This window comes from Streptomyces sp. NPDC001663 (assembly GCF_042893105.1).
Taxonomy (GTDB): domain Bacteria; phylum Actinomycetota; class Actinomycetes; order Streptomycetales; family Streptomycetaceae; genus Streptomyces.
In genome coordinates this window covers 765,390-791,274 of sequence record NZ_JBIAUR010000001.1, presented here as the reverse complement: position 1 = coordinate 791,274, position 25,885 = coordinate 765,390, and the positions used below count along the sequence as shown (strand labels likewise).

Here is a 25,885-nt window from a genome sequence, read left to right as displayed (position 1 = left end):
CATGCGCTTCCGCCACCCTGACGGCTCCACCGTCCACCTCGCCTACTGCACCAACGTCCACCCCGCCGAAACCCTCGACGGCGTCCTCGCCCAGCTCCGCGACCACTGCGAACCCGTCCGCCGCCGTCTCGGCCGCGACCGCCTCGGCATCGGGCTGTGGCTGGCCAAGGACGCCGCGCACGCCCTCGTCACCGACCCGTCCGCCCTGCGCGGCCTGCGCACCGAGCTCGACCGGCGCGGCCTCGAGGTCGTCACCCTCAATGGCTTCCCGTACGAAGGCTTCGGTGCCGAGGAGGTCAAATACCGCGTCTACAAGCCGGACTGGGCCGACCCCGAACGCCTCGACCACACCACCGCCCTGGCCCGCGTCCTCGCCGGACTCCTCCCCGACGACGTCACCGAGGGCACCATCTCGACCCTGCCGCTCGCCTGGCGCACCGCCTACGACGAAGACCGTGCCGAGAAGGCTCGCACCGCCCTGCTCACTCTCGCCGAACGCCTCGACGCCCTCGACGAGTTGACCGGCCGCTCCATCCGCATCGGCCTGGAACCCGAACCCGGCTGCGTCGTCGAGACCACCGGCGACGCGATCGCCCCGCTCACCGCGATCGCGCACGACCGCATCGGTATCTGCGTCGACACCTGCCACCTCGCCACCTCCTTCGAAGACCCGCACACCGCCCTGGACGCGCTCACCGAAGCCCGCGTCCCCGTCGTCAAGTCACAGCTCTCAGCCGCCCTGCACGCCGAACACCCCCATCTCCCCGAGGTCCGCGAAGCCCTCGCCGCCTTCGACGAACCCCGCTTCCTGCACCAGACCCGCACAGCCACCGCCGTCGGCCTGCGTGGCACCGACGACCTCGGCCAGGCCCTCGCGCCCGACGCCCTGCCCGACGCGGCCCCCTGGCGAGCCCACTTCCACGTCCCGCTGCACGCGGCCCCCGCCGCGCCCCTCACCTCCACGCTCTCCGTCCTGCAGACCGCCCTGACCCGGCTCGTCGGCGGCCCGCACCCGCTCACCCGCCACCTCGAGGTGGAGACCTACACCTGGCAGGCACTCCCGCCCGACCTACGACCCCGAGGCCGCGCCCAGCTCGCCGACGGCATAGCCGCCGAACTCACCCTCGCCCGCGACCTGTTGACCGACCTCGGCCTGAAGGAACTCCCATGAGCGCCCACCGGGCCGACCCAGGCCACCCCACCCCGCTACTCGTCCTCGACGTCGTCGGCCTCACCCCTCGTCTCCTCGACCACATGCCCCACCTCAAGTCGCTCGCCCAGTCCGGCTCCCGCGCCGCGCTCGGCACCGTCCTGCCCGCCGTCACCTGCGCCGCCCAGTCCACCTTTCTCACCGGCACCCACCCGTCCGAGCACGGCATCGTCGGCAACGGCTGGTACTTCCGTGAGCTCGGTGACGTACTCCTGTGGCGGCAGCACAACGGCCTGGTCGCCGGAGACAAACTCTGGGACGCCGCCCGCCGCGCCCACCCCGGCTACACGGTCGCCAATATCTGCTGGTGGTACGCCATGGGCGCCGACACCGACATCACCGTCACCCCCCGTCCGATCTACTACTCCGACGGCCGCAAGGAACCCGACTGCTACACCCGGCCCCCGGCCCTGCACGACGAACTCACCGAAGAACTCGGCACTTTCCCGTTGTTCCACTTCTGGGGCCCTGGCGCGGACCTGGTCTCCAGCCGGTGGATCATCGATGCCACCCGCCACATCATGCGCACCCGGCGCCCCGACCTGACGCTCTGCTACCTCCCTCACCTCGACTACGACCTGCAGCGCTTCGGCCCCGACGACCCGCGCTCGCTGAAGGCGGCCGCCGACCTGGACGCCGCCATGGCTCCGCTCCTGGACGACGCCCGCGCCGAGGGCCGTACCGTCGTCGCGCTGTCCGAGTACGGGATCACGCGAGCCGACCGGCCCGTCGACATCAACCGGGCGCTGCGCCGCGCCGGACTGCTCGAAGTGCACACGCAGGACGGTATGGAGTACCTCGACCCGATGGCGTCCCGTGCCTTCGCCGTCGCCGACCACCAGATCGCCCACGTCTACGTGCGCCGCCCCGAGGACCTCGACGCCACCCGGGCAGCCCTGGCCGACCTGCCCGGCATCGACCAACTCCTCGACGACGAGGGCAAGAAGACCCACCACCTCGACCACCCGCGCTCGGGCGAACTCGTCGCCGTGGCGGAGCCGGACGCCTGGTTCACGTACTACTACTGGCTCGACGACGCCCGCGCGCCCGACTTCGCGCAGCTCGTCGAGATCCACCGCAAACCCGGCTACGACCCTGTCGAGTTGTTCATGGATCCGCTCGACCCGTACGTCAAGGTCAAGGCGGCAACGGCGCTTGCCCGCAAGAAGCTCGGCATGCGCTACCGGATGGCGGTCGTGCCCCTCGACCCGTCACCTATTCGAGGCAGCCACGGCCGCCTCCCTGTGAGCGACGACGACGGTCCGCTCCTCATCTGCTCCACCCCCCGCGCTGTCGGCGACCGCCTCGCGGCCACCGATGTGAAGTCACTGCTGCTCCAACTCGCCGGTCTCGCCTGACGGACCGGCCCTCAGCGACCCGTCCGATCCCAGTGATCCGACTGGTCCCAAGTGAAGCACTCACCACTGACAACGCCCTCCGAAACCGAGGAGTTCCAGGCATGAGCCGCATCTCCCAGACGGATCCCGAACTCACCCACCGCCTCACCAGACGAGGCATGCTCGGCGTGGCCGCGGGCGCCACAGCCGCCGCACTGCTCGGCGCCGCGGCGAGCCCCGCCACCGCCGCCACGGACACCGCGTCCGGAGCCGCAGGCCGGGGCCGCCCCGTCCTGCCGCCCGGCCGCCTCGGCATCCAGCTCTACAGCCTCCGCGACAAGGTCTCCACGCTCGGCTTCGCCCCCGTCTTCGCAGAGTTGGAGAAGTACGGATACGACGAGGTCGAGTTCGCGGGCTACACCCAGGGCTCCGCGGGCCCCATCACCCTCGCCCAGCTGAAGCGGCTGGCGAGGAACCACAGCCTGACCCCGATCGGCAGCCACGTCGGCTACTACTCCAGCGACCCGAACGCGTACACCTTCGCCCAGAACCTCACCAAGGTCCTCGACGAGGCCCAGGCCCTCGGCCTCAAGCACATCGGCACCGCCTCCGGGCCGAACCGCTACGGAAACACCGTCGACGCCTGGAAGCGCGCCGCCGAGGAGTTCAACACCTACGGCGCGGCGGCGAAGGCGCGCGGCATGAAGTTCTACCAGCACAACCACTCCGACGAGTTCTCCTTCGCCACCGACAATCCCAAGGTCCGCCTCTACGACGTGCTGCTCGCCGAGACCGACCCCGACCTGGTGTTCCTGGAGATGGACATCTTCTGGGCCTACGCCGGCCAGTTCCGCTTCTCGAAGCGGCCCGACGGCAGCGCCGCCCCCTTCGAACCCCTCGACTACGTCCTCAAGCAGCCCCACCGCTACCCGCTCTTCCATGTCAAGGACGGAGTGAGCGACCCCTCCAACCAGTTCGGCTACCGCATGGTCGACGTCGGCGACGGCGACATCGACTACCAGCGCTTCATCTCCGCGGTGACCCGGCTGCGCGGCGAGCGCCTCGCCCACCACTGGCAGACCGAACACGACCAGCCGACCGAGTCGTTCACGTTCGCGCGCCGCTCCAGCGAGTACCTGCACTCGCTGCGCGAGAAGTGCTGACGACCCCATAGGGGCCCGCACATGAGGAGGGCCTCCCCGCACCCGGGGAGGCCTTCCTCACGCGCGCGTGCCGTCACCCCGCGGGCTGCGGCTGTGGAGTCAGTGCATCCGAGCTGCTGCGCCCGGGCTGCCGCAGCAGCAGGGCGATCGCCGCCGCGACCATGGAGACGCCGCCGGCCAGGGCGTACGCCCCGTTGTAGCCCCAGGCCGCGACCACCATGGAGCCGAGGCCGCCGCCGAACAGACCGCTGACCAGCTTGCCGCTGTACACCAGGCCGTAGTTGGTGGCGTTGTAGTTCTCCCCGAAGTAGTCCGGGGTCAGCGCCGCGAACATCGGGTAGAAGGCGCCGCCGCCGAATCCGGAGAGGAAGGCGAAGAACAGGAAGAGCCACTCGCTCTTCATCTCGCCGGCCAGGATCACGCCGAACTGCGCGAGCCCCAGGACGACGATGACGAACACCAGGGTCGACTTGCGGCCCCACTTGTCGGACAGCCAGCCCACGACACCGCGCCCGATGCCGTTGATGACCGCCATGACACCCATCGAGGACGCCGCCACCAGGGGACCGAAGCCGACGTCCTTGGCGTAGTCGACCTGGAAGGAGATCCCGAAGATCGACACACCCGCGGTCATCACGATGGAGATCCACATCAGAGGCAGCATGCCGGTCCTGATGGCCTCCTTGGGCGTGTACTGCTTCACCGCCGGAGGGTTCTTGGCGAGGCTCTGCGCGTTCTTCTGGTTGCCGGAGAACGTCAGCGGGTCGATGTCCGCGGGCCACCAGTTCTTCGGCGGGTCCTTGAAGAAGAACGCGCACCCGAAGACCACGATCATGATGTAGCAGCCGATCAGGTCCAGTACGCGGTGGTAGTTCCCGGTGTCGAAGGCGTAGTTGAAGATGAAGATGAACGGCAGCGACCCGTACGCGAAGCCGCCGTTGACGAAGCCGGTGCGGGCGCCGCGGCGCTCGGGGAACCACTTGCCGACCATGTTGATGCAGGTCGCGTAGACCAGGCCGGCGCCGATGCCGCCGATGACTCCGAAGCCCAGGATCGCCAGCAGGACGTTGCTCAGGTGCGACAGGGCGAAGAACCCGACCAGACACATGACCGAGCCGACGTACATGGCCTTGCGGGCCGTCAGGATGCCCTTCTCGCGCATCCAGCCCGCCGGGAAGGCGATGCCGGCCTGGAAGAACACCCAGATACTGAGGATCCAGAAGGTGTTGGACTGCGTCCAGCCGTGCGCGTGGGACAGGGTGTCCTCCGCGGAGCCGTACGCGTACTCGAAGACGCTGATGGCCATCATGGCGATCCACGGGAGATACACCATGAGCTTGCGGGAGTGGCCGAGGATGTCGCGGTCGGTCTCGCCGATGCGGTAGACGCGGCCCCGGGAGTCGGTCACTTCGCGGTAGGGACGGTGTGCGGCTGCCGGATCGGCCGAGAGCGGATCTGCTGTCATGCTTATGCCATCTCCTCGCCGAGCGGTTGCGGGTTGGGGACGATGCGCCGGGCCTTCGGCCTGCCCGGGGACTTCAGGAAGAGCGCCAGCACCGCGGAGGCCAGGCCGATGGAGCCCGCCAGCACGAACGCGCCGTGGTAGTCCCAGGCGCCGACGACGACCGCGCCCAGGCCGGAGCCGACGAGCCCGGAGATCAGCTTCGAGCTGTAGACCATGCCGTAGTTGGTGGCGTTGTTGTTCTCGCCGAAGTAGTCCGCCGTCATGGCCGCGAACAGCGGGAAGATCGCCCCGCCGCCGAATCCGGAGACCATGGAGCAGAACAGGAAGAACGGCATGCTGCCCATCTGTCCGGAGATCAGCACGCCGAACTGGGCCGTACCGAGCACGATGCAGACGATGATCAGGGTGTTACGGCGCCCGGAGCGGTCGGAGATCCAGCCGATGACACCGCGCCCGGTGCCGTTGACGATCGCCTTCAGGGACATCGCGGTGGCCACGATCCCGCCCGCGAACCCCATGTCCTTGCCGAACGGCACCTGGAAGGCGATGCCGAAGATGTTGATGCCGGCCGTGCACAGCAGACAGAACCACATCATCCACAGGACGGGCGTACGGGCGGCCTCCTTTGGGGTGTACTGCTTGACCGCCGGCGGATTCTTCTCCAGAGCCCGGCGGATCTTCGGGTCGTCGGTGAGCTTCAGCGGATCTACGTGCGTGGGCCACCAGTTCTTCGGCGGGTCCTTGAAGAACCAGCCCGCCGAGGCCACCACCAGGCACAGCCCGATGCCCACGCAGGCAAGCACGGTCTGGTAGTTGCTCAGGTCCATGTACGAGGTGAACAGGAAGACGAAGGGCACGGACCCGTAGGCGAAACCGCCGTTGACGAAGCCCGTCTTGCCGCCCTTGCGCTCCGGATACCACTTGCCGACCATGTTCACGCAGGTCGCGTAGACGAGACCGGCGCCGATGCCGCTGAACATTCCGAAGCCGATGTAGGCGACGGTGACGTGCGGCGCGTACGCCAGCGACAGATAGCCGAGCATCGTGCCGACGGCGCCGATCATCATCGCCGTACGGGCGGGCAGTTTGCCGCTCTCCCGCAGCTGTCCGGCGGGGAAGGCCACGGCCGCCTGGAAGAAGATCCAGACGCCCATCAGCCAGAAGATGTGTCCGCTGCTCCACAGATGCGCCTCGTGGAGCGTGTCCTCCGCCGAAGTGAACGCGTACTCGGCGGAGCTGATGCCCATCATGCCCACCCAGGGCAGGATGACCATCCACTTGCGTGTGCGGCCCATGATGTCGACGTCTGATTCGCCGATCCGGTACACGCGGCCGTTGCGGTCCGTCACCTCCCTGTAGGGGACGGACGCCGAATAGTCGGTGGTTGTCATCGTTCAGTGCCCCTTGCGTCGAAAGCTCTGGCCAGCGCCCCCTGTCCAATGCCTTTCGTGTGCGCACGGGTCCCGGGGCCGGCCGACCGCACTGTCGGCCGACCCCGCGTCCACTCACGTCATGAACCGCCCCCCAACAGCCCTGCCGCCCGCGCCCACCGGTACTTCGCGCCGAGCACCGCCACGGGCTTCTCGGTCGTGTACGGGTACGCCACGACCCCTCGCTCGTAGAGGTACTGGCAGGCCTCCTCGACCTCGACATCGCCCGCGAGCGAGGCCACCACGGGCTTCTCGATGCCGCGTTCGCGGAATTCCGCCACCACGCGCGCGGTGAGCTCCGCGAAGACCATCGGGGGAGTGACGATGGTGTGCCAGTAACCGAGGACGAGCGCGTGGATGCGCGGGTCCTCGAGACCGAGCCGGATCGTCGCCTCGTACGTCGACGGCGGCTCGCCCCCGGTGATGTCGACGGGGTTGCCCGCGGCCCCGAAGGGCGGGATGAACTTCCGGAAGGCCTCGTCCAGGTCCGGCGGGATCTCCATCAGGGACAGCCCGTTGTCGGTCACCGCGTCGGACAGCAGTACGCCACTGCCGCCGGCCCCGGTGATGATCACGACGTTGTCGCCCTGGGGAGTGGGAAGCACCGGCAACGCGCGCGCGTACTCGAGCATTTCGTTGAGCCCGGGCGCCCGGATCACACCGGCCTGCCTGAGGATGTCGTCGTACACGGCGTCGTCGCCCGCGAGCGCCCCGGTGTGCGAGCCGGCGGCCTTCGCGCCCGCCGCCGTACGGCCCGCCTTGAGTACGACGACCGGCTTCTTCGGGACGGTCGCCCGCGCGGCTTCCACGAAAGCGCGCCCGTCCTTGAGGTCCTCCAGGTGCATGGCGATGCACTCGGTGTGCGGGTCCTCGCCGAACCAGGTCAGCAGGTCGTCCTCGTCCAGGTCCGACTTGTTGCCGAGGCCGACGATCGCCGACACGCCCGTCTTCGTGGTCCGCGCAAAGCCCAGGATGGCCATCCCGATGCCGCCGGACTGCGAGGTCAGCGCGACACCGCCCTTGACGTCGTACGGCGTGCAGAACGTGGCGCACAGGTCCTGCCACGTCGAGTAGTAGCCGTAGATGTTAGGTCCGAGGAGGCGGATGCCGTGCCGCTCGGCGATCGCGACGATCTCCGCCTGGAGTTCGTGCTCGCCGGTCTCCGCGAACCCGGAGGGGATCAGCACGGCATTGGGGATGTTCTTGCGTCCCACCTCCTCCAGCGCCGAGGCCACGAACTTGGCGGGGATCGCGAAGACCGCCACATCCACCTCACCGGGAACGTCCGTGACACTCTTGTACGCCTTGCGGCCCAGAATGTCATCGGCCTTGGGGTTCACCGGATGGATCTCTCCGGCGAAGCCGCCGTCGATGAGGTTGCGCATGACCGAATTGCCGATCTTGCCCGGCTCGTTGGAGGCGCCGATCACGGCGACCGAGGAGGGCTGCATCAGACGGCGCATCGAGGCGAGGATCTCCTCGCGCGTGTACTTGCGACGAGGCGGCGGCTGTTTCTCGGCGAGGATCACCCGGATGTCCGCCGCGACCGCACCCTCCGGGGTCGCGATCACCGGGTTGAGGTCGACCTCCGCGATCTCCGGGAAGTCGGCGACCAGTTGGGACACCCGCCGGATCTGCTCGGCGATCGCCCACCGGTCCACGGCCGCGGCGCCGCGCACGCCGTGCAGGATCTCCGCCGACCTGATCGAGTCCAGCATGGACAGCGCCTCGTCGGCGCTCACGGGCGCCAGCCGGAACGTGACGTCCTTGAGGACCTCGACGAGCACTCCGCCGAGCCCGAAGGCGACGACCTTCCCGAAGGTCGGATCCGTCACCGCGCCGACGATGACCTCCTGCCCCTGGGGCAGCAACTCCTGGACCTGTACGCCCTCGATGCGCGCAGATGCGTTGTACGCGCGCGCGTTCTCGATGATTTTGTGGAACGCCGCCCGTACGTCCGCTGCGCCCTCGACGCCGACGATCACGCCGCCGGCGTCGGTCTTGTGCAGGATGTCCGGGGAGACGATCTTCATCACCACGGGTCCGCCGAAGCGCGCCGCGAACGAGACGGCCTCGTCGACGTCGGTCGCCAACTCCTCACCCGGTACGGCGATCCCGTACGCGTCGGCGATCACCTTGCCCTCGGGTGCGGTGAGCGCGGTCCGCCCCTCGGCCCGCACGGCGTCGAGAAGCGACCGCACCCTCAGCACCCGGTCTTCGGCCATCACGTCAGATCACTCCGTTCGACTTGAGCAGGCGCAGCTCCTCGTCGCCGAGGCCGAGCTCGCCGATGTAGACCTCTTCGTTGTGCTCGCCGAGCAGCGGTGAACTGGTCACCTCGACGGGGGAGTCGGAGAGCTTGAGCGGGCTGCCGACGGTGGTGAACTCGCCGCGCTCGGGGTGCGGGACGGTGACGACCATCTCGTTGGCGACCAGCGAGTCGTCCTCGATGATCTCCTTGGTGGACAGGATCGGCCCGCACGGGATGTTGTGGGCGTTCAGCCGCTCCAGCACCTCCCACTTGAGCAGCGTCGAGGACCACTCCTCGATCAGCTGGAACATCTTGTTGAGCTTGGGCAGCCGGGACTCCGGCGTCGCCCACTCGGGGTCCTTCGCCAGCTCCGGCCGGCCGATGAGCTCGCTGAGCGGCTTCCAGCCGACGGGCTGCACGATGACGTACACGTAGTCGTTCGGGCCGCCCGGCGCGCACTTGACCGCCCAGCCGGGCTGGCCGCCGCCGGACGCGTTTCCGGACCTGGGAACTTCCGTGCCGAAGTCCTCGTTCGGATATTCAGCGAGCGGGCCGTGGGCCAGGCGCTGCTGATCGCGCAGCTTCACCCGGCAGAGGTTGAGCACAGCGTGCTGCATGGCCACGTTCACCCGCTGACCGCGCCCGGTGTGCTCGCGCTGGAACAGCGCCGCGAGTATCCCCGCCACGGCGTGGACGCCCGTGCCCGAGTCCCCGATCTGGGCCCCCGTCGCCAGCGGCGGCCCGTCCTCGAAACCGGTGGTCGACATCGACCCGCCCATGGCCTGCGCGACGACCTCGTACGCCTTGAAGTTGGTGTACGGGCCCTCGCCGAACCCCTTGATGGAGGCATAGACGATACGCGGATTGATCTCCTGGATGCGGTCCCAGGTGAAGCCCATGCGGTCGACCGCGCCCGGTCCGAAGTTCTCGACCATGACGTCCGAGCGCCGGATCAGCTCGGTCAGGATCTCCTTGCCGCGCTCGGTCTTGGTGTTGAGGGTGATGCTCCGCTTGTTGCAGTTGAGCATCGTGAAGTAGAGGGAGTCCACGTCCGGGAGATCGCGCAACTGCTTGCGCGTGATGTCACCGGTCGGCGCCTCCAGCTTGACGACGTCGGCGCCGAGCCAGGCCAGCAGCTGGGTCGCGGAGGGCCCGGACTGGACGTGGGTCATGTCGAGGACGCGGATGCCTGCGAGCGCCTTGGCCGCCTGCGAGGTCGAGATGGTCTCGGTGGTCACCAGGTCACCTCACTTGTACATGGTCTGGTTCATGGTTCCGGGGGCGTACGCGTCCGGGTCGACCCAGACGTTGATCAGCGACGGCTTGCCCGATTCACGGGCGCGGCGCAGGGCGGGGCCGATGTCGGCGGGGTCGCGGACCTCCTCGCCGTAACCGCCCAGCATCTGCGCGAACTTGTCGTAGTGGACGTCGCCGAGGGTGTTGCCGACCCGCTCGCGCTCCAGGCCGTACTTCTGGGCCTGGCCGTAGCGGATCTGGTTCATGGAGGAGTTGTTGCCGACGATGCCGACGAAGGGGAGGTCGTAGCGGACGAGGGTCTCGAAGTCCCAGCCGGTGAGGGAGAAGGCGCCGTCACCGAAGAGGGCCACCACTTCCTTGTCGGGCCGCGCCTGCTTGGCCGCGAGCACGAAGGGGACGCCCACGCCGAGGGTGCCGAGCGGGCCCGGGTCCATCCAGTGCCCGGGCGACTTGGGCTGGACGACCTGCCCGGAGAAGGTGACGATGTCGCCGCCGTCGCCGATGTAGATGGAGTCCTCGGTGAGGAAGTCGTTGATCTCGCTGACCAGGCGGTACGGATGGATCGGTGAGGCGTCCGACTTCAGGCTCGGCAGCCGCTTCTCGATGGCGGTCTGCTCGGCGGCGCGCAGCTCGTCGAGCCACTCCTTGCGCTGGGCGGCCCCGCCGTTGATGCGCCCGGAGGCGGCCTCGGTGACCGACTTAAGCACGAGCCCCGCGTCGCCGACGATCCCGAGGTCGATGTCGCGGTTCTTGCCGACCGTGCGGTAGTCGAGGTCGATCTGGACGACGGTCGCGTCCGGGGACAGCCGCTTGCCGTAGCCCATGCGGAAGTCGAAGGGCGTGCCGACGATCACGATGACGTCGGCGTTGGAGAAGGCGTACCGGCGCGACAGCTGGAAGTGGTGCGGGTCGCCCGGCGGGAGGGTCCCGCGGCCGGCGCCGTTCATGTACGCGGGGATGTTGAGGGTGCGCACGAGCTCGATGGCCGCCTCGGTGCCGCGTGTCGTCCAGACCTGGCTGCCCAGCAGGATGGCCGGCTTCTCGGCGTGCACCAGCAGGTCGGCGAGCTTCTCGATCGCCTCGGGGTCGCCGGCCGAGCGGGTCGAGGCGCGATAGGCGCCCTGTTTCGGCACGCGTGCCTTGCTGACCGGGACCTTGGCGTCGAGGACGTCGCGTGGGATCTCCAGGAAGGAGGGCCCGGGCGCGCCGTGGTAGCACTCGCGGAAGGCCATGGACACCATGTCCGCCGCGCGGGCCGTGTCCGGCACGGCCGCCGCGAACTTGGTGATCGGCGTCATCATGTCGACGTGCGGCAGGTCCTGCAGGGACCCCATCTTGTGCTGGGTGAGGGCCCCCTGGCCGCCGATGAGCAGCATCGGGGACTCCGCGCGGAAGGCGTTGGCGACACCGGTGACGGCGTCGGTCGTCCCCGGACCTGCGGTGACGACCGCGCAACCGGGCTTGCCGGTGAGGCGCGCGTAACCGTCGGCGGCGTGGGCGGCGACCTGTTCGTGGCGTACGTCGACGACCTCGATGCCCTCGTCGACGCAGCCGTCGTAGATGTCGATGATGTGGCCGCCGCACAACGTGTAGATGCGGTCGACCCCTTCGGCCTTCAGAGCCTTGGCGACGAGGTGACCGCCGGAAATCACGTCCTGGGTGTCGTCGGGCATGGCGAAGTCCTGTCCCTTCGTAGGGGGTTGGAACGCTCTCGCAGTACATTGCATACAGTCGACGAATACTGTATGAAGCTTGTTATCCCGCATCCGATGGGTGGTGTCCAGGGGGCGTGCGGCACTTTTCAGTCATCGGAGTTCGGCCTCGCGATGACTTCGCAGACAGGAGCCGAGATGGACCTGTACGAACATCAGGCAAGGGAACTCTTCGAGGAACACGGCATCTTGGTGCCGAGGGCCGAGGTCACCGACTCGCCCAAGGAGGCCCGCGAGATCGCGCGCAGGCTCGGCGGCCGCGTCGTGGTCAAGGCGCAGGTGAAGACCGGCGGGCGAGGCAAGGCGGGCGGCGTGAAACTCGCCGCGGACCCGGCCGCCGCGGAGCTCACCGCACGCCAGATCCTCGGCATGGACATCAAGGGCCACACGGTCGGCAGGGTGATGCTGGCCCAACCCGTGGACATCGAGACCGAGTTCTACGTCTCCTATGTACTGGACCGCGCGGCGGGCACCTTCCTCGCGATCGCCTCCGCCGAGGGCGGCATGGAGATCGAGGAGGTCGCAGCCACCCGCCCCGAGGCCGTGGCCCGCATCCACATCGACCCGGCCGAGGGCGTCACCTCGGCGAAGGCGGGCGAGATCGCCGAGGCGGCCGGGCTTCCGCCGCAGACCGTCGACGTTCTCGTACGACTGTGGGAGGTGCTCGTCCGCGAGGACGCGCTGCTCGTCGAGGTGAACCCGCTCGTGCGGACCAAGCAGGGCCAGATCCTCGCCCTCGACGGCAAGGTCACTCGCGACGACAACGCCCGCTTCCGCCAGGCTCGTTGGGGAGCGGAGGAGGTCGAGCACGACGACGCGCTGGAGGCGGCGGCCGCGGCCAAGGGCCTCAACTACGTGAAGCTGGACGGCCAGGTCGGCATCATCGGCAACGGCGCGGGGCTCGTCATGTCGACCCTCGACGTGGTCGCCGGCTGCGGCGCACGCCCCGCCAACTTCCTCGACATCGGGGGCGGAGCCTCCGCCCAGATCATGGCCGACGGGCTGTCCGTCATCCTCTCCGACCCCGCAGTGAAGTCGGTCTTCGTCAATGTCTTCGGCGGCATCACGGCGTGCGACGCGGTCGCCGACGGCATCGTGCAGGCGCTGGACAGCGTGCAGTTGACCAAGCCGCTGGTCGTCCGCCTCGATGGCAACAACGCCGCCCGCGGCCGCGCCATCCTCGACGGCCGCGCACACCCCCTGGTCCAGCAGGCCACCACCATGGACGGCGCCGCCCGCTGTGCCGCCCAACTCGCCACCGCCGGCTGAAGGAGCCCGACATGGCCATCTACCTCACCAAGGAGAGCAAGGTCCTCGTCCAGGGCATGACCGGCGGCGAGGGCATGAAGCACACCCGGCGCATGCTCGCGGCCGGCACGAACGTCGTCGGCGGCGTCAACCCGCGCAAGGCGGGCCACACCGTCGACTTCGACGACCGCGCCGTGCCCGTCTTCGGCTCGGTCGCCGAGGGCATCCGCGCGACCGGTGCCGACGCCACCGTCGTATTCGTCCCGCCTGCTTTCGCGAAGGCCGCAGTCATCGAGGCGGCCGACGCCGGCATCGGCCTCGCGGTCGTCATCACCGAGGGCATCCCGGTCCACGACTCCGTCGCCTTCCATGCGTACGCGAAGGAGAAGGGCACCCGCATCATCGGCCCCAACTGCCCGGGCCTGATCACCCCCGGCCAGTCCAATGCGGGCATCATCCCGTCCGACATCACCAAGCCCGGCCGCATCGGCCTGGTCTCCAAGTCGGGCACGCTCACCTACCAACTCATGTACGAGCTCCGGGACATCGGCTTCTCGACCTGCGTCGGCATCGGCGGCGACCCAGTCGTCGGCACCACGCACATCGACTGCCTCGCCGCCTTCCAGGACGACCCCGACACCGAACTGATCGTCCTCATCGGGGAGATCGGCGGAGACGCGGAGGAGCGTGCGGCCGCGTACATCCGCGAGCACGTCACCAAGCCCGTCGTCGGTTACATCGCCGGTTTCACCGCGCCCGAGGGCAAGACGATGGGGCACGCGGGCGCGATCGTGTCCGGTTCCTCGGGCACCGCGCAGGCGAAGAAGGAGGCGCTGGAGGCGGTCGGGGTGAGTGTGGGAAGCACACCGACCGAGACGGCGAAACTTGTGCTCGCCCGTCTCGAAGCCGCGCCCGCCGTCACTCATAGTTGACGTGAGCCATGCAATCCCCGCCCCCGACTGTGCACCGAGAGCGGAGCAACTCAATGGCAACCACCCTCACCTCGGAGAACACCCCTACCCTCACCCTCAAATCAGGTACGTCCTGGGCAGACGCCTGGCAGCGCTGCCTCGCCGTCGCCCCTGAGGCCTTCCGGGGCGACCGCGTCCTCAACCTCTGGAACTCCGCCTGGCAGGCCGACGGCCGGGCGTTGCCCGCCACCAGCCCCGTCGACGGCAGTCCCATCGCCGGCCCGCCCCGCCTGGACCGGGACACCGCCCACCAGGCCGTCCGCGCCTCGCTCGACCAGCACCGCGCCTGGCGGTACGTCCCGCTCGAGGAGCGCCGCGCACGCGTCGCGGCCACCCTCGACGCCCTCACCGAACACCGCGAACTGCTCGCCCTGTTGCTCGTGTGGGAGATCGGCAAGCCCTGGCGGCTCGCGCAGGCCGACGTCGACCGGGCCATCGACGGCGTGCGCTGGTACGTCGACGGCATCGACCCGATGCTCGCCGGCCGGGTCCCGCTGGACGGCCCGGTGTCCAACATCGCGAGCTGGAACTATCCGATGAGCGTGCTCGTTCACGCAATGCTGGTACAGGCACTGGCAGGCAACGCGGTGATCGCCAAGACCCCGACCGACGGCGGCCTCGCGTGTCTGACCCTGGCCTGTGCGCTCGCCGCCCGCGAGGGGATTCCCGCCACCCTCGTCAGCGGCAGCGGAGGCGAGCTGTCGGAGGCGCTGGTGCGGGCGCCCGAGATCGGCTGCGTCTCCTTCGTGGGCGGCCGCGACACCGGCGCCGCGGTGGCCACGGCCGTCGCCGACCTCGGCAAGCGACATGTACTCGAACAGGAAGGACTCAACACCTGGGGCATCTGGAACCACTCGGACTGGGACGCGCTCACGGCGGTGATCCCCAAGCTCTTCGACTACGGCAAGCAGCGCTGCACGGCATACCCGCGCTTCGTCGTCCAACGGCAGCTGTTCGACGAGTTCCTGGCGGCGTACCTCCCGGCGGTGCGCACGCTCAGGGTGGGCCACCCGCTCGCCGTCGAGCACCCCGACGACCCCTTCCCGCAGCTGGACTTCGGGCCGGTCATCAACGCCGCCAAGGCCAAGGAACTGCGCGACCAGGTCGCCGAGGCCATCGACCGCGGCGCCGTCCCGCTGCACCGCAGCAGTGAGACCGACGCCCGTTTCCTGCCCGGCCAGGACACGTCGGCGTACGTCCAACCGGTCACACTCCTCAACCCGCCCCCATCCTCCCCGCTGCACCACGCGGAGCCCTTCGGCCCGGTCGACACCATCGTCCTGGTCGACACGGAGGCGGAGCTGCTGGCCGCGATGAACGCCTCCAACGGTGCGCTGGTGGCCACGCTGTCCACGGACGACAGGGCCACCTTCGACCGACTGGCCCCGCAGATCCGCGCGTTCAAGGTCGGCCACGGCAAACCGCGCTCCCGCGGAGACCGCGACGAACTGTTCGGCGGCTTCGGGGCGTCCTGGCGCGGCGCGTTCGTCGGCGGCGAGCTGCTTGTGCGCGCCGTGACACAAGGTCCGGCGGCGGAGCGGTTGCCCGGGAACTTCCCGGACTACCACCTCATGCCGTGACACGGACCGTCGTCGCTGTCATGGCGTGAGGCGGTCATTCGTAGGTCTCATGCCGTGACGGACGGCCGGGTGGCGTCCCTCTGTGTCCGTGTCCCATGGGCGCCACCCGGCGATCACCTCGTCCGCCAACCACCGCACCACCCCTTGCGGATAGGGACGCGGCAGGCTCAGTACGACATGGTTCACCCCGGCGTCGACCAGCGCGGCCACCGTCGCCCGCGTCGCCGCCGGGTCGTCGTACGACACCAGTACCTGCACGGACCGCGTGATCTCACCCGGGTCGCGCCCCAGTTCGGCGCAGTGCGCATCCAGCACCCGTGCGCGCTCGGCGACGAACTCCACGCTGTTGTGCGGGGGACCGGGGACGTTCCAGATGTCGGCGTGCTCGGCGACCAGGCGCAGCAGCCGCGCCCCCCAGCCGCCGATCAGCAGCGGGGGCCCGGGGCGCTGCACGGGCTTGGGCTCGTTCCGGGTGCCCTTGAGCCGGTAGTAGTGGCCCTCGAAGTCGAAGACCTCCTCCGTCCACATCCGCTTCAGGATCTCGACGGTCTCCGCCAGCCGGGCCACTCCCTCGGCCGGCGGGACCAGCGTCAGCCCGTACGCCTCGTACTCGGCGATCGCCGGATTCGCCCCGGCGATCCCGCCCGCGCCCGGCGGCTGATGCGTCCCCCCGACCCCGAGCCCCATCACCAGCCGCCCGCCCGAGACCAGGTCCACCGTGGTCGCCATCTTGCCCAGCAGGGCGGGCGGACGGATCCGGTTGCTGGTCACGAGCAGCCCGAGCCGCAGCCGCTCGGTCTGCGCGGCGAGCGCGCTGAGCAGGGTCCAGCCCTCGTGTATCTGCCCGTCCTTGGGGCCCGCGACCGGCAACAGGTGGTCCCACAGCCAGGCGTCCTCGATCTCCGGCACGGCGTCGGCCTCCAGCCAGACCCGGCGGATGTCCTCGTACGGCACGTGCATCGGGGTGGTCTTGATGCCGAAGCGCACAGTCGTCATGTTCGTCAGCCTACTAAATCATCAGTCCTGCTGACGATCAGTCGCCATTACAGTCGGGGGCATGGCAGCAGACGACGCGAGACCCGCCCCCCTCGAATCCCGGCTCGGCTACCTCCTCAAGCACGCCCAGGCCAAGCTGGCCAGGGCGTCCGCCGAGGCGCTCGCGCCCTACGGCGTGGACGGTCATGAGCTGGCCGTGCTCGTGGTGCTGTCGAGCGACGAGCCCCTGTCGCAGGTCGAGGCGGCCGGACGGCTCGGCGTCGACCGCACCACGATGGTGTCGCTGATCGACGGCCTCGAGGACCAAGGCCTCGTACGGCGCCGGCGCAGCCCGCAGGACCGGCGGAAGAACATGGTCGAGCTGACGCCTGCCGGCGAGGAATGCCTGCGGCAGGGGGAGAAGGCGCGTCGGTCCGCCGAGCGCCGTTTCCTCGCCCGGCTGGACGAGGAAACGGCGGCCACACTCGTACACGCCCTGCAGATGCTGCTGGCGGACGAGCGGGTCACGGAGTGACCGTGTAGGTCTGCACGTCGAAGGTGTGCCCGAGAGAGTCGGTCGGCGCGACGGTGACGGACGTGCCGTCGACGGTCACCTTCAGGAAGTGGTAGACCTGCGCGTCGTCCGTGGGCACGGCGGCGGCTCCGCAGGCCGAGCCGCGGTCACGGCTGTAGGACCAGCCGATGCCGTACGCGTCCGTCGCCGAGCAGCCGTTCTCGCCGACGGAGTGCACGTCCGCGCCGCCGCCCCCGGTGACGTACGAGGCGATCCGGCCGGGCCCCGCGGTGTTGCGCTGATAGAGGTGCGAGTGACCGTTGAACACAAGGTCCACGCCACCGGTCACCAGAGTCTGCTCGACGTTCGCGAGGAAGGTGTCACTCGGCTCGCTCGCGCTGTCGGAGCGCAGTGGGAAATGGAAGAAGGCGAACTTGGGCACGCCGGGATGCGCGGCGAGGTCGGCCTTGAGCCATTCGTACTCGGCGGATCCGTCCTGCCAGTGGGCGTGCGCGTCCTGCTCGTAGATCGCACAGTGCGAGCCGCACGAACCACCCGTGGCATCACCGGTGTTGGAGTTTCCCCACGCCGTGTCGAGCAGGTAGAAGCGGACCCCGCCGGTGGTGAAGGCGTAGTACGTCGTCGGATAGCTGATCGCGCTGGAGCCCAGGTACGACGGATAGTCGACCAGCGCCCACACCCCGCCGGACGCCGCCGCCAGCGCCGACTGCCTCCACACCTGCAGATACGTGTTCGTCATGCTGTGGTTGCCGACGGTGCCGATGAGCGGGATGCGCATGCCCGGCTGGGTCCAGTACGACGGCCCGAACCACGAACTCACGTCCGGGCCCGTCTGGTTGAGGTCGCCGTACTGGGTCTGCGAGGTGCCCGGATGCGTGTTGTCGCCCGTCTGCACGACGAACCGCGCACCGCTCGACGCGATACGGCTCATCACGTTGGCCTGGTTCACGTTCACCGAGCCGTCGTCGACCCCGGCGTTCGTGGTTTCGCCGGTGTCCCCGAGGACGTCGAAGGTGAACGGCGCCGTGGACCCCGCGGATTCGGGCGTGGTGAAGCTCGGGGTCGGCAGGGTGCCCAGCAGGTCGGTGCCGGATGCCGTGTAGACGCGGTAACAGTAGGTCGTGCTCGCGTTCAGCCCCGTCAGGGTCACCGAGTTGGCGTACTCGCGGGTCGAGCCGACGGTGATCGGACTGCCCAGCGTTGCCGAAGTCGCGGTGTTCGCCGAGCAGTTGCCGGGCGGGCCGTAGCGCACCGAGCCGCGGCTCTGGGTCGTGGTCGCCCAGCTCACCTGGACGGAGGTCGTCGTGGCGTCCGAGAGATAGGGGGCGCGCGTCAACTGCGCGTCCGCGCCGGGCAGATCGGCGTGCGCCGTCGGGGCGAACGACAGCGCCGTGCCCGCCCCCAGTACGAGGGCGAACACGGCGCTGCGGGCGATGCGGAAAGAGAGTCTGCCGTGCGGGGAGGAGAGTCTCGTGGTCATGTTCTTCCTTCCTTTCTCATCCTGATCCCGCGCAGCCGGGCCAGGGCCGCGACCACGCCCACCAGCAGCAGCGCGCTGCCGGTGATGCGCAGCAGGCCCGGCCAGTAGCCGAGCGGGTCATGACGGGCGGCTCCGGAGGAGGGTGCCGACGGCGAGGCCGACTCGGGCACGTCGCGCAACTCCCGTAGCACGTCAAGGGCTTGCGTGCCCTGCCGGACCGACGGCTCCACGTGGGAGTTCTCGCTGAACTCGTTCCAGCTGATCAGCCCGAGCACGTCCGGGTCCGAGGCCATGGCGGCGGCGTACTCGGTGCGCAGCGTCCGGCCGCCGTCCCGCGGCACCGACTTCGTGCCGCCCACCAGCCTGGCATCGAAGCCGGGCGCGAAGGGCGCCATCCAGTAGCCGTGCGCCCGGTGCGCGGCGTCGGCCATCTCGCGCAGTTTGGTTTTGTGCCGGTCGTTGGTGCCGGGGTTGACCGATGACCAGTAGTAGGCGTCACCATCGGTGACGTGCGCCAGCCTGCGGATGCCCGCCGCGTTCTTCTCGGTGCCGAGCACCAGCATCCGGCTGCGCACCGGACCGGTGATCCGCGCGATGTCGGCGGTCGAGTACTCCCAGGTGCCGCTGAACACCGTCAGCGGCCTGCCGCCGAGCCGGAAGAAGGCCGGGTCGCGTGCGTAGCGGGCGGACAGCAGACGGAAGTCGGCGGCGACCCGGTCCGTCGCGAGGGGGCGACGGTGGAAGTCGAGCCCCTGGTAGATGACCGCCACCTTGAAGTCGCGCGTGCGCGCGACGTCCAACAGCAGCCGCAGACGGCGGTTGTTGGCGGCCGAGGACTTCCAGCTCACCACGAAGCCGTCGATGCCCGCCGACCGCGCCCAGTCGACATGCGTACGGATCACGGAGGCGTCGTCGCTCGAATAGTGGCCGAGGCGGGGGTAGTCGGTCTTCGCCCGCTGCCACGACGACGGCTCGAACCACTGGTAGTAGTACGCCAGCAGCGGCACCCGGCGCCCCTCGACGGAGCTCGCGGACGCCGGGAACAACGCCGCCAGCACCAGCGCCAGTACAGCCGGCAGACCCGCTCTTCTCACCCGCGCTCACCACCCCGCCGTCCGCGCATCCGCCGCCCGATCAGCAGCAGCCCGGCCGCCAGCACGCCCACCGTGCCGGCCGCCAGCGCCAGATCCGCCCGGCTGACCACCCGGACCCGCACGCTCTGCGTCCGCGACAACCGGACCTGCTGCACGGCCCGCAGCCCCTCGCCGCCGGTCACCTCCACCTCGTACTGCCCGTGCGGAAGATCCCGCAGTGTCGCCGCCCGGCCCGTGCCGAACGGCACCTCGCGCACCGACCCGTCCGGCAGCGTGACCCGAGCGGCCCGCCCGGCCCCCGAGCCGAACACCGCGTCCCGTGCCGAGACCGTCAGATCGTGGAACGGCGTCCTGAAGACGACCTCCTGATCCGACGCCGGTTTGAACCGCTGCCGCCCGGCGTCCACCGTGTTCGTCCCGTACGCGTCCGCCGACAGCAGCGCGTAACCGACGGTCCGTGACGTCAGCACGCTCTTGCGGTACACGGGCAACAGCCCGTCCAGCCACACCGGTTGACCCACGGGCAGCCGCCGGGTGTGCCCGGTGTCGCTGCGCACGGTGACATACGGCACCCGTCCGCGGGGTACGGCGCGACCGTCCTGGTCGACGCAGCGCACCGTCACCCGGAAGCGAGCCGTGAACGCCGCCGTGACCGTGTAGTCCCGGCGCAGCGGCAGCCCCTGGACCGTACGCCGGAACGCCTGGTCCGGATCGCGCTGGCCCGCCCATCGCGCGAACATGAACTGACGCCCGTTCAGAGCGAGTTCACGCTCGTCGACGGCCAGCGTGTGCCCGGCGAAGTCGTGCGCGCCGGTGAAGCGGGCCGTCCCGTCGGCCCCGGTGACCGCCGCCTGCCCGTCGAACACGAAGCGCACCCCGGCGAGTTGGGGAGTCGTTCGCACGGTCACGGTCACCGCGGTGGCCGCGACGGCCGAAGTCGGTGCCAGCCCCACGAGCACAACCCCGACGAGCACCAACCACCTCACGACGTACGCCATTTCGGCCGCACCGCCCCCCACAGCAATCCCGCCACCAGCACCGACGCTGCGCCGTACACCGCGTACACGGGCACCGGCGACGGCCGCCGTGCCACCGGAAGCGCCGCCTGCCGGGCCTGAGCGGGGATCAGTTCGGCCCGCCGGGGCGGCGCCGAGAAGTCGAAGGCGTCAAAGAGGCTGCGCGCCTCGTCGGTACGACCGCCCAGCGGCCGCAGCCCCCAGTTGTCCACCACGAACCGCAGCGCACTGGCCGCCTCGAACCGCCCGTGCTGCACCTTCCCGCGCGCCACGTAGGGACTGACCAGCAGCGCCGGCACCCGCAGCCCGCGTCCCGCCGGCGGCTTCACGTGGTCGTACCAGCCCCCCGAGCCGTCGTACGACCACAACAGTGCCGACGACGACCAGTACTGACTGACCATCAACTGTGAGCTGAGCGCCCGTACCAGCCGCTGCCCGGCCGGTACGGAGCGTGCCGAGCGTTCACCCGAGCCCGAGGACGCGACGAACGCCACCGAGGGCAGCGTGCCGCGCTCCAAGTCCCGGTAGTACTCGCTGAGATCGACGATGTGTGCACTCATCCTGCGGTCGTCGACGAAGCGCGGGATGTCGAGGAGCGGGACGCGCACGGTCTGGGTGGTCAGGTCGTCCGAGGAGCGGTAGGTCTCCTTCGGGTCGTAGTTCTGCACGTAGAACTTCCAGCTCACGCCCGCCTGTTGCAGCCGGTCGAAGACGGTGGCGCCCTTCAGGTCCGCCGTGCCCGTGACCCAGTGGGCGCGGTTGGCGCGGGTGCCGTCGAGCGAGGACGCGAAGAAGTGGTCGAAGAGCTCGTAGTGGTCTGCGGCGTTCCAGTAGAACGGCAGGTCACGGCGGTCGTAGTGGCCCATCGCCACGCGCCCGTCCCGGCCCTGCCGTTCGAAGGCGGAGACGAAGGAGTCCATCCGCCCGCCGTCGTACTGCTGCCGTACCAGGCGCGGCCCGGCGCCGGGGGAGAGGGGCGGCGAGCCGTGCAGCGAGTACGGCGCCACCTGGCCCGCGTTCGGATGCGCCGGGTCGATCGCCTGCCGCATCCCCGCGGTCAGGCCGTCGGCTCCCGGATACGTGCCGAAGTAGTGGTCGAAGGTGCGGTCGCCCTGCATGAGATAGACGAAGTGCTCGATCGGTGTGTGGGTACGAGGAGTTGAGGCCGTCGCCGTGCCGCTGCCCGTCAGCAGGAGGAGCAGCGTCACCAGCAGCACCCTCATGACGCCCTCACCCGGTAGATCACGACCACCTTCACCCCGCCCCCGTTGCGTGCCGTGAACACCGCGGTCCCGTGGTAACGCCCCACCAGGCCCTCCAACCTGCCGGTGAAGAACGGCGTACGCCGAGCCGTGTACGCGTCCCACACCAGGTACTGGAAGTCGCCGTCGCGCAGGGCCCGGTCCGGGTTGGGGACCGCCCGGTAGCTGGGATTGCGGCGCGCCGGGTCGGGCGAGACGGACAGGGCGGAGACCGGACAGAACCCGTAGTACTGCACGACGTTGGCCATCGACGGGCCGATGGCCAGCAGCCGCGAGCCCTCCGGCGCGTGCTCGCGCACCCACAGCCCCGCCTCCCTCCCGCCGGGCAGCCCGCCGGTCCCGGCCAGGAACCGGGTGCTCGTCTGCGGCTGGATGCGCAGCCAGGACGGCGCCGCGAGCGAGGCCACGACCAGCCAGATCGCCGCGGCCGCCGCGACCTGCCGCCGACGTCCCCACCGGGAGAACGAGGTGAGCGTCCGCCCGGCCAGCACCGCGAACACCGGTGCCACGGGCAGCAGATACTGGAACCCCTTGACCGGCCAGACCGTGAAGAACAGCGCGGGCACCACGACCCAGCACACCAGCAGCCGCTCCCGCCAGGTGTTCTCACGCCGCAGCCACACCAGCCCCGCGACAGCCGCGACGACCACCAACGGGCCCACGGCCCACGGGACTTCACGGCCGTAGAAGGAATACGGGTGGTTGGCGCGCCGGAACATCTGCCACAGCAGGTAGTTCCCGCCCGCCCGCGCGTGCCCGGCCAGCAGCTGCGACAGCGGATGGGCCACCGCCACCACCCCGATCACACCCAGCGCCGGCAGCAGGTGCCGCCAGCGGGTGCGTACGGCCGGGGTCAGCGCGAAGAACGCGTACAGCGAACCCAGGAAGACGATCGACGTCTCCTTCGCGAGCACCGTGAAGCCGAGCATGCCCCCGGCCGCCAACAGCCAGCGCGGGGACGGCGATTCGGCGTAACGCACCACGCAGTAGAGCGCCCCCGTCGCGCACAACGTCATCGGCGCGTCCAGCAGCACCTGGCGGCTGACCACGACGTGGTAGGGCATCACCGCCAGCAGCAGCGCCCCGACGAGCGCGGCCCGCCGCCCGTACAGCCGTCGCCCCAGCCCGTACGTCACCGCCACCGTCGCCACCCCGAGCAGGGCCGGCACCGCACGCGCCGAGAAGTCGCTCTCGTGGACGCGCAGTGCGAGCGACACCAGCGACTGGAAGAGCACCGGATGTGCCCTGAACACCGGGAAGAGCGAACCGAGTCGACCGTCGCCGGCGAGCGAGGCCGCCGTCCCCGTGTACACCGCCTCGTCGCTGTTGAAGCCGGTCGCGGTCAGGTGCCACAGCCGCAGGAAGGCCGCAAGGAGCAGGACGGCGGCCAGGGGCGTGGCAGCCCGCACCCCGGCGCCGGAAGGGGCCGGCGCCGGGGCGGTGCGGGATGCTCGCTGGGTGACGGTCATGCGGCCGGGCTGCGCCTGGGCTGAAGCCCCCACCGGGGCCAGGCCTCGGCGGCACGCACGGTCACCTGCCGCTCCTCTCCGGCCAGCAGCCGAGGTATCTCGTCGGCCCACCCGAAGCAGTCCGAGGCGAGCACCCTGGTACGCACGCCGGACAGGAACCCGGTGAGGATCTCCCGTTCCCGGGCCCGCAGTTCGGCATGGTCCAGACCGTCGATGCGCAGCGCGGGCGCGAGATAGCGGTAGGGCGGGAAGCCGTACGCGTCCTCGGTGTTGACCAGCATCCGCTCCAGCGCCACGTCGCCGTCGAGGTCGTACAGGTCGGGCGCACCGCGCTCGATGATGAACAGGTCCCGCACCTCGGTGCTGGACCCCAGCCGGCAGGGCACCAGCCGGTCGACGCTGTACTTCGGCGGCGGCACCAGGATCTGGGTGATCGCGTTGATGCCCATGATGGGCAGGTTGAAGCGGGACAGCATCAGGGCGATGGACCGCCCGCCCTTGGAGTGCAGCCGCGACTGGAGGTTCAGCCGCCGCCACTCCTTGCGCGTCAGGTCCTCGGCCTGCACGGCGCGCAGCGTGTGCGCGCTGATGGTGAGCGGCTTCGGGAAGCACACGGCCCCTCCGGCCGCGTCCACGACGGTCATGTCGTCGGACAGGAACCGCCCGCCGTGCTCCCGCAGCAGTCGCAGCACGGTCGCGGTCTTGCCGGTGTCGGTCAGCGCCGACAGCATCACCCCGCGCCCGTCGAGCTCCACGCACGCGGAGTGCAGCAGCATCCGCCCGCGCGAGATCAGCACGAAGCGCAGCAGCGCCTCGACGACGTTCGTGTACACGACATGCGGTGAGCGGGCCAGCAGCGGACCGACCTCGACCGTGATCGGCGGACCCAGCCGTACCCGGAAGTTCGCTCCGAACCGGCCCAGATGCTCCTCGTAGCGCAGCGCCGCCGTGTCGCTGTGGTCCTCGGTCAGCGCGGCCCGCCCGCGCGGCCTGCGCCGGCCGACGTCTCCGACGCGCACGGCGATGTCGACGTCGCCGTCCGGAATCCACTGCGCCCGGAAGAACTCCAGCTCCGGCAGCCGGATCTGGGAGCCGATGGTGACCGTGCCGGCGACGTCGTAGCGGTACGGCAGGTACACGGATCGCTTCCTGCTCGCCGGCGCGGTCGGAGCGTCGGCGTCGACGAGCATCTTCACGGGATCGCGCCGCTGGACCTTCTTCTCGCCACCGCTGTAGATCATGCGGTCGCTGATCAGGAAACGCAGGACGAAGAGCAGGACGAGCGTGAGCGCGTTCGCGGTGAGTACACCCACACCGGCCACGACGAGCCACTGCAGCAGTGGAAGCCGGGCGATCAGCAGCAGGTTGTTCATCGCGAAAAAGCGGCCCGCCCGTCCGTACCAGGTGCCCTTGCGCTGCCCGTGCCGGTAGACGGCGGCATCGGTGAGGAGGAAGTTCCAGGCGGTGGAGAACTGCGTCGCCAGCGCCGCACCCAGCAGGTGGTGCACGCCGAGCACGTCGAAGAACAGCCACAGCGCGGCCGTGTTGACCGCGACACCGGACAGTCCGACCAGCCCGAAGGCGACCATCCGCATCAACTGCCGTTGTCCGCCCGCCACTCCGCGCCGCAGTCGCGCGACATGCCGCACGAAGGCGAGCCCCTCCCGCAGAGAGGCCTTGGACCGGCCTGCCTCGCGGGGCGCGAAGGTGTACGCCACCTCGGCGACCCGGGCGGCAGGATGCCGTACCAGGATCTCCAGAAGGATCTTGAAGCCGACCGGCCGCAGCCGCTCGGTGTCGATCGCGTCCCGGCGGAACGCGAACAGTCCGCTGAGCGGATCGCTCACGGTGGCCAGCCGGCGCGGGAAGGCGGCCTTGACCAGCCGGGTCGCGGACGACGAGGTCGCCTGCCGCCCGGCGCCCGCGAGTCCCTCGGACTGTCCGGCACCGGCGTACCGGGTGCCGACGGCGATGTCGACGCCCTCCCGCATCGCCGTCCTGGCCAGCAGCGCGGCCGCCTGCGGCGGATGCTGCAGATCCGCGTCCATGACCAGCACCCAGGTGCCGCGCGCGGCCCGGATCCCGGCCACCACGGCTCCTGACAGACCGCCCGCACGCAGGCCGGGCGGCCGGTGCAGGACCAGGACCGGGACGGGGCAGCCCGGCGCGAGCGCCGCCATCTCCTCGACGGTCCCGTCGTCGCTGTCGTCCACGAAGAGGATCTCGGCCCCGAGCGGGGCGAGGGCCGGCCCGAGCCGGGCCAGTAGCAGCGGAACGCTCTCCTGTTCATCGCGGGTGGGTACGAGCACGGTCAGCCGGGGCGCGGCGCCGTCGCCGTCACCCCCGCCGCCGAGTTCCCGGACACCCGTCGGCACCCCGTTGTGGGCAGCCGAAAGGGAATCGATCGCGTGCGCCATGGAGCCCCCCTGA

Annotated in this window: 19 protein-coding genes; 7 read left to right on the top strand and 12 right to left on the bottom strand. The window is 70.0% G+C overall.

The genetic code is table 11. From position 1 onward, the window contains the following. Window position 1 precedes the first annotated feature (1 nt). From eboE to ACFY1L_RS03700, 3 genes are all read left to right on the top strand, one after another. Window positions 2–1,171 (top strand): metabolite traffic protein EboE, encoded by a 1,170-nt coding sequence (gene eboE, locus ACFY1L_RS03710; RefSeq protein WP_388817579.1) that lies wholly within the window; start codon window positions 2–4, stop codon window positions 1,169–1,171. Next, complete coding sequence (locus tag ACFY1L_RS03705) at window positions 1,168–2,568, top strand: alkaline phosphatase family protein (protein WP_388817576.1); 1,401 nt, start codon at window positions 1,168–1,170, stop codon at window positions 2,566–2,568. The genes eboE and ACFY1L_RS03705 overlap by 4 nt, the downstream gene beginning before the upstream one ends. Before the next feature lie 101 nt (window positions 2,569–2,669). Further along, entirely contained in the window at window positions 2,670–3,710 is a 1,041-nt protein-coding gene (locus ACFY1L_RS03700; RefSeq protein WP_388817573.1) for a sugar phosphate isomerase/epimerase family protein, read from the top strand. A 73-nt stretch (window positions 3,711–3,783) separates the two neighbouring features. Here ACFY1L_RS03700 and ACFY1L_RS03695 read toward each other — a convergent pair whose 3' ends face one another. From ACFY1L_RS03695 to ACFY1L_RS03675, 5 genes are all read right to left on the bottom strand, one after another. Beyond that, window positions 3,784–5,175 (bottom strand): OFA family MFS transporter, encoded by a 1,392-nt coding sequence (locus tag ACFY1L_RS03695; RefSeq protein WP_388817571.1) that lies wholly within the window; start codon window positions 5,173–5,175, stop codon window positions 3,784–3,786. Window positions 5,176–5,177: 2 nt separating this feature from the next. Further along, the gene (locus ACFY1L_RS03690; protein WP_388817568.1) at window positions 5,178–6,566 is read right to left on the bottom strand and encodes an OFA family MFS transporter; all 1,389 of its coding nucleotides are present in this window, start codon (window positions 6,564–6,566) and stop codon (window positions 5,178–5,180) included. Window positions 6,567–6,685: 119 nt separating this feature from the next. Next, a complete protein-coding gene (locus ACFY1L_RS03685) occupies window positions 6,686–8,830 on the bottom strand; it encodes an acetate--CoA ligase family protein (RefSeq protein WP_388818922.1) in 2,145 nt (714 codons plus the stop codon). Between the two features lie 4 nt (window positions 8,831–8,834). Further along, complete coding sequence (gene frc, locus ACFY1L_RS03680; RefSeq protein WP_388817565.1) at window positions 8,835–10,094, bottom strand: formyl-CoA transferase; 1,260 nt, start codon at window positions 10,092–10,094, stop codon at window positions 8,835–8,837. Window positions 10,095–10,103: 9 nt separating this feature from the next. Beyond that, the gene (locus ACFY1L_RS03675) at window positions 10,104–11,786 is read right to left on the bottom strand and encodes a thiamine pyrophosphate-binding protein (protein WP_388817562.1); all 1,683 of its coding nucleotides are present in this window, start codon (window positions 11,784–11,786) and stop codon (window positions 10,104–10,106) included. A gap of 177 nt (window positions 11,787–11,963) precedes the next feature. On the opposite strand from ACFY1L_RS03675, the gene sucC reads away from it, so the two are divergent. Genes sucC through ACFY1L_RS03660 form a run of 3 tightly spaced genes read left to right on the top strand, consistent with a single transcriptional unit; the run spans window position 11,964 to window position 15,624 of the window. Further along, window positions 11,964–13,094 (top strand): ADP-forming succinate--CoA ligase subunit beta, encoded by a 1,131-nt coding sequence (gene sucC, locus ACFY1L_RS03670; RefSeq protein WP_388817559.1) that lies wholly within the window; start codon window positions 11,964–11,966, stop codon window positions 13,092–13,094. Between the two features lie 11 nt (window positions 13,095–13,105). After that, window positions 13,106–14,005 (top strand): succinate--CoA ligase subunit alpha, encoded by a 900-nt coding sequence (gene sucD, locus ACFY1L_RS03665; RefSeq protein ID WP_388817556.1) that lies wholly within the window; start codon window positions 13,106–13,108, stop codon window positions 14,003–14,005. A 53-nt stretch (window positions 14,006–14,058) separates the two neighbouring features. Next, the gene (locus ACFY1L_RS03660) at window positions 14,059–15,624 is read left to right on the top strand and encodes an aldehyde dehydrogenase family protein (RefSeq protein ID WP_388817553.1); all 1,566 of its coding nucleotides are present in this window, start codon (window positions 14,059–14,061) and stop codon (window positions 15,622–15,624) included. A gap of 18 nt (window positions 15,625–15,642) precedes the next feature. On the opposite strand, the gene ACFY1L_RS03655 is transcribed toward ACFY1L_RS03660, so the two are convergent. Beyond that, complete coding sequence (locus tag ACFY1L_RS03655; protein ID WP_388817550.1) at window positions 15,643–16,620, bottom strand: LLM class flavin-dependent oxidoreductase; 978 nt, start codon at window positions 16,618–16,620, stop codon at window positions 15,643–15,645. Between the two features lie 61 nt (window positions 16,621–16,681). Between ACFY1L_RS03655 and ACFY1L_RS03650 the strand changes: the two genes are divergently transcribed. Continuing rightward, window positions 16,682–17,134 carry a MarR family winged helix-turn-helix transcriptional regulator gene (locus ACFY1L_RS03650; RefSeq protein ID WP_388817546.1) on the top strand — a complete coding sequence of 151 codons (453 nt, stop codon included), beginning with the start codon at window positions 16,682–16,684 and terminating at the stop codon, window positions 17,132–17,134. Here the strand turns inward: ACFY1L_RS03650 and ACFY1L_RS03645 are convergent. The 6 genes from ACFY1L_RS03645 to ACFY1L_RS03620 are packed head-to-tail and all read right to left on the bottom strand — an operon-like array spanning window position 17,124 to window position 25,872. Beyond that, entirely contained in the window at window positions 17,124–18,614 is a 1,491-nt protein-coding gene (locus ACFY1L_RS03645) for a fibronectin type III domain-containing protein (protein WP_388817543.1), read from the bottom strand. The two genes, ACFY1L_RS03650 and ACFY1L_RS03645, sit on opposite strands and share 11 nt — an antisense overlap. Next, window positions 18,611–19,708, bottom strand: a complete 1,098-nt coding sequence (locus ACFY1L_RS03640) for an endo-1,3-alpha-glucanase family glycosylhydrolase (RefSeq protein WP_388817540.1) — start codon at window positions 19,706–19,708, stop codon at window positions 18,611–18,613. Before ACFY1L_RS03640 ends, ACFY1L_RS03645 begins: the two co-directional genes overlap by 4 nt. Continuing rightward, window positions 19,705–20,706, bottom strand: coding sequence for a hypothetical protein (locus ACFY1L_RS03635; protein WP_388817537.1), 1,002 nt, complete (start codon window positions 20,704–20,706; stop codon window positions 19,705–19,707). The genes ACFY1L_RS03640 and ACFY1L_RS03635 overlap by 4 nt, the downstream gene beginning before the upstream one ends. Then, window positions 20,691–21,947, bottom strand: coding sequence for an alkaline phosphatase family protein (locus ACFY1L_RS03630; protein ID WP_388817535.1), 1,257 nt, complete (start codon window positions 21,945–21,947; stop codon window positions 20,691–20,693). The genes ACFY1L_RS03635 and ACFY1L_RS03630 overlap by 16 nt, the downstream gene beginning before the upstream one ends. After that, window positions 21,944–23,455, bottom strand: coding sequence for an ArnT family glycosyltransferase (locus ACFY1L_RS03625; RefSeq protein ID WP_388817533.1), 1,512 nt, complete (start codon window positions 23,453–23,455; stop codon window positions 21,944–21,946). The genes ACFY1L_RS03630 and ACFY1L_RS03625 overlap by 4 nt, the downstream gene beginning before the upstream one ends. After that, window positions 23,452–25,872, bottom strand: a complete 2,421-nt coding sequence (locus tag ACFY1L_RS03620; protein ID WP_388817530.1) for a glycosyltransferase — start codon at window positions 25,870–25,872, stop codon at window positions 23,452–23,454. Before ACFY1L_RS03620 ends, ACFY1L_RS03625 begins: the two co-directional genes overlap by 4 nt. Window positions 25,873–25,885: the final 13 nt, after the last annotated feature.

What these genes read in the sequence shown, in the direction of transcription:
- eboE (WP_388817579.1), top strand. Translation starts at nt 2, where the DNA reads ATGCGCTTCCGCCACCCTGACGGCTCCACCGTCCACCTCGCCTACTGC.
- ACFY1L_RS03705 (WP_388817576.1), top strand. Translation starts at nt 1,168, where the DNA reads ATGAGCGCCCACCGGGCCGACCCAGGCCACCCCACCCCGCTACTCGTC.
- ACFY1L_RS03700 (WP_388817573.1), top strand. Translation starts at nt 2,670, where the DNA reads ATGAGCCGCATCTCCCAGACGGATCCCGAACTCACCCACCGCCTCACC.
- ACFY1L_RS03695 (WP_388817571.1), bottom strand. Translation starts at nt 5,175, where the DNA reads ATGACAGCAGATCCGCTCTCGGCCGATCCGGCAGCCGCACACCGTCCC.
- ACFY1L_RS03690 (WP_388817568.1), bottom strand. Translation starts at nt 6,566, where the DNA reads ATGACAACCACCGACTATTCGGCGTCCGTCCCCTACAGGGAGGTGACG.
- ACFY1L_RS03685 (WP_388818922.1), bottom strand. Translation starts at nt 8,830, where the DNA reads ATGGCCGAAGACCGGGTGCTGAGGGTGCGGTCGCTTCTCGACGCCGTG.
- ACFY1L_RS03675 (WP_388817562.1), bottom strand. Translation starts at nt 11,786, where the DNA reads ATGCCCGACGACACCCAGGACGTGATTTCCGGCGGTCACCTCGTCGCC.
- sucC (WP_388817559.1), top strand. Translation starts at nt 11,964, where the DNA reads ATGGACCTGTACGAACATCAGGCAAGGGAACTCTTCGAGGAACACGGC.
- sucD (WP_388817556.1), top strand. Translation starts at nt 13,106, where the DNA reads ATGGCCATCTACCTCACCAAGGAGAGCAAGGTCCTCGTCCAGGGCATG.
- ACFY1L_RS03660 (WP_388817553.1), top strand. Translation starts at nt 14,059, where the DNA reads ATGGCAACCACCCTCACCTCGGAGAACACCCCTACCCTCACCCTCAAA.
- ACFY1L_RS03655 (WP_388817550.1), bottom strand. Translation starts at nt 16,620, where the DNA reads ATGACGACTGTGCGCTTCGGCATCAAGACCACCCCGATGCACGTGCCG.
- ACFY1L_RS03650 (WP_388817546.1), top strand. Translation starts at nt 16,682, where the DNA reads ATGGCAGCAGACGACGCGAGACCCGCCCCCCTCGAATCCCGGCTCGGC.
- ACFY1L_RS03645 (WP_388817543.1), bottom strand. Translation starts at nt 18,614, where the DNA reads ATGACCACGAGACTCTCCTCCCCGCACGGCAGACTCTCTTTCCGCATC.
- ACFY1L_RS03635 (WP_388817537.1), bottom strand. Translation starts at nt 20,706, where the DNA reads ATGGCGTACGTCGTGAGGTGGTTGGTGCTCGTCGGGGTTGTGCTCGTG.
- ACFY1L_RS03630 (WP_388817535.1), bottom strand. Translation starts at nt 21,947, where the DNA reads ATGAGGGTGCTGCTGGTGACGCTGCTCCTCCTGCTGACGGGCAGCGGC.
- ACFY1L_RS03625 (WP_388817533.1), bottom strand. Translation starts at nt 23,455, where the DNA reads ATGACCGTCACCCAGCGAGCATCCCGCACCGCCCCGGCGCCGGCCCCT.
- ACFY1L_RS03620 (WP_388817530.1), bottom strand. Translation starts at nt 25,872, where the DNA reads ATGGCGCACGCGATCGATTCCCTTTCGGCTGCCCACAACGGGGTGCCG.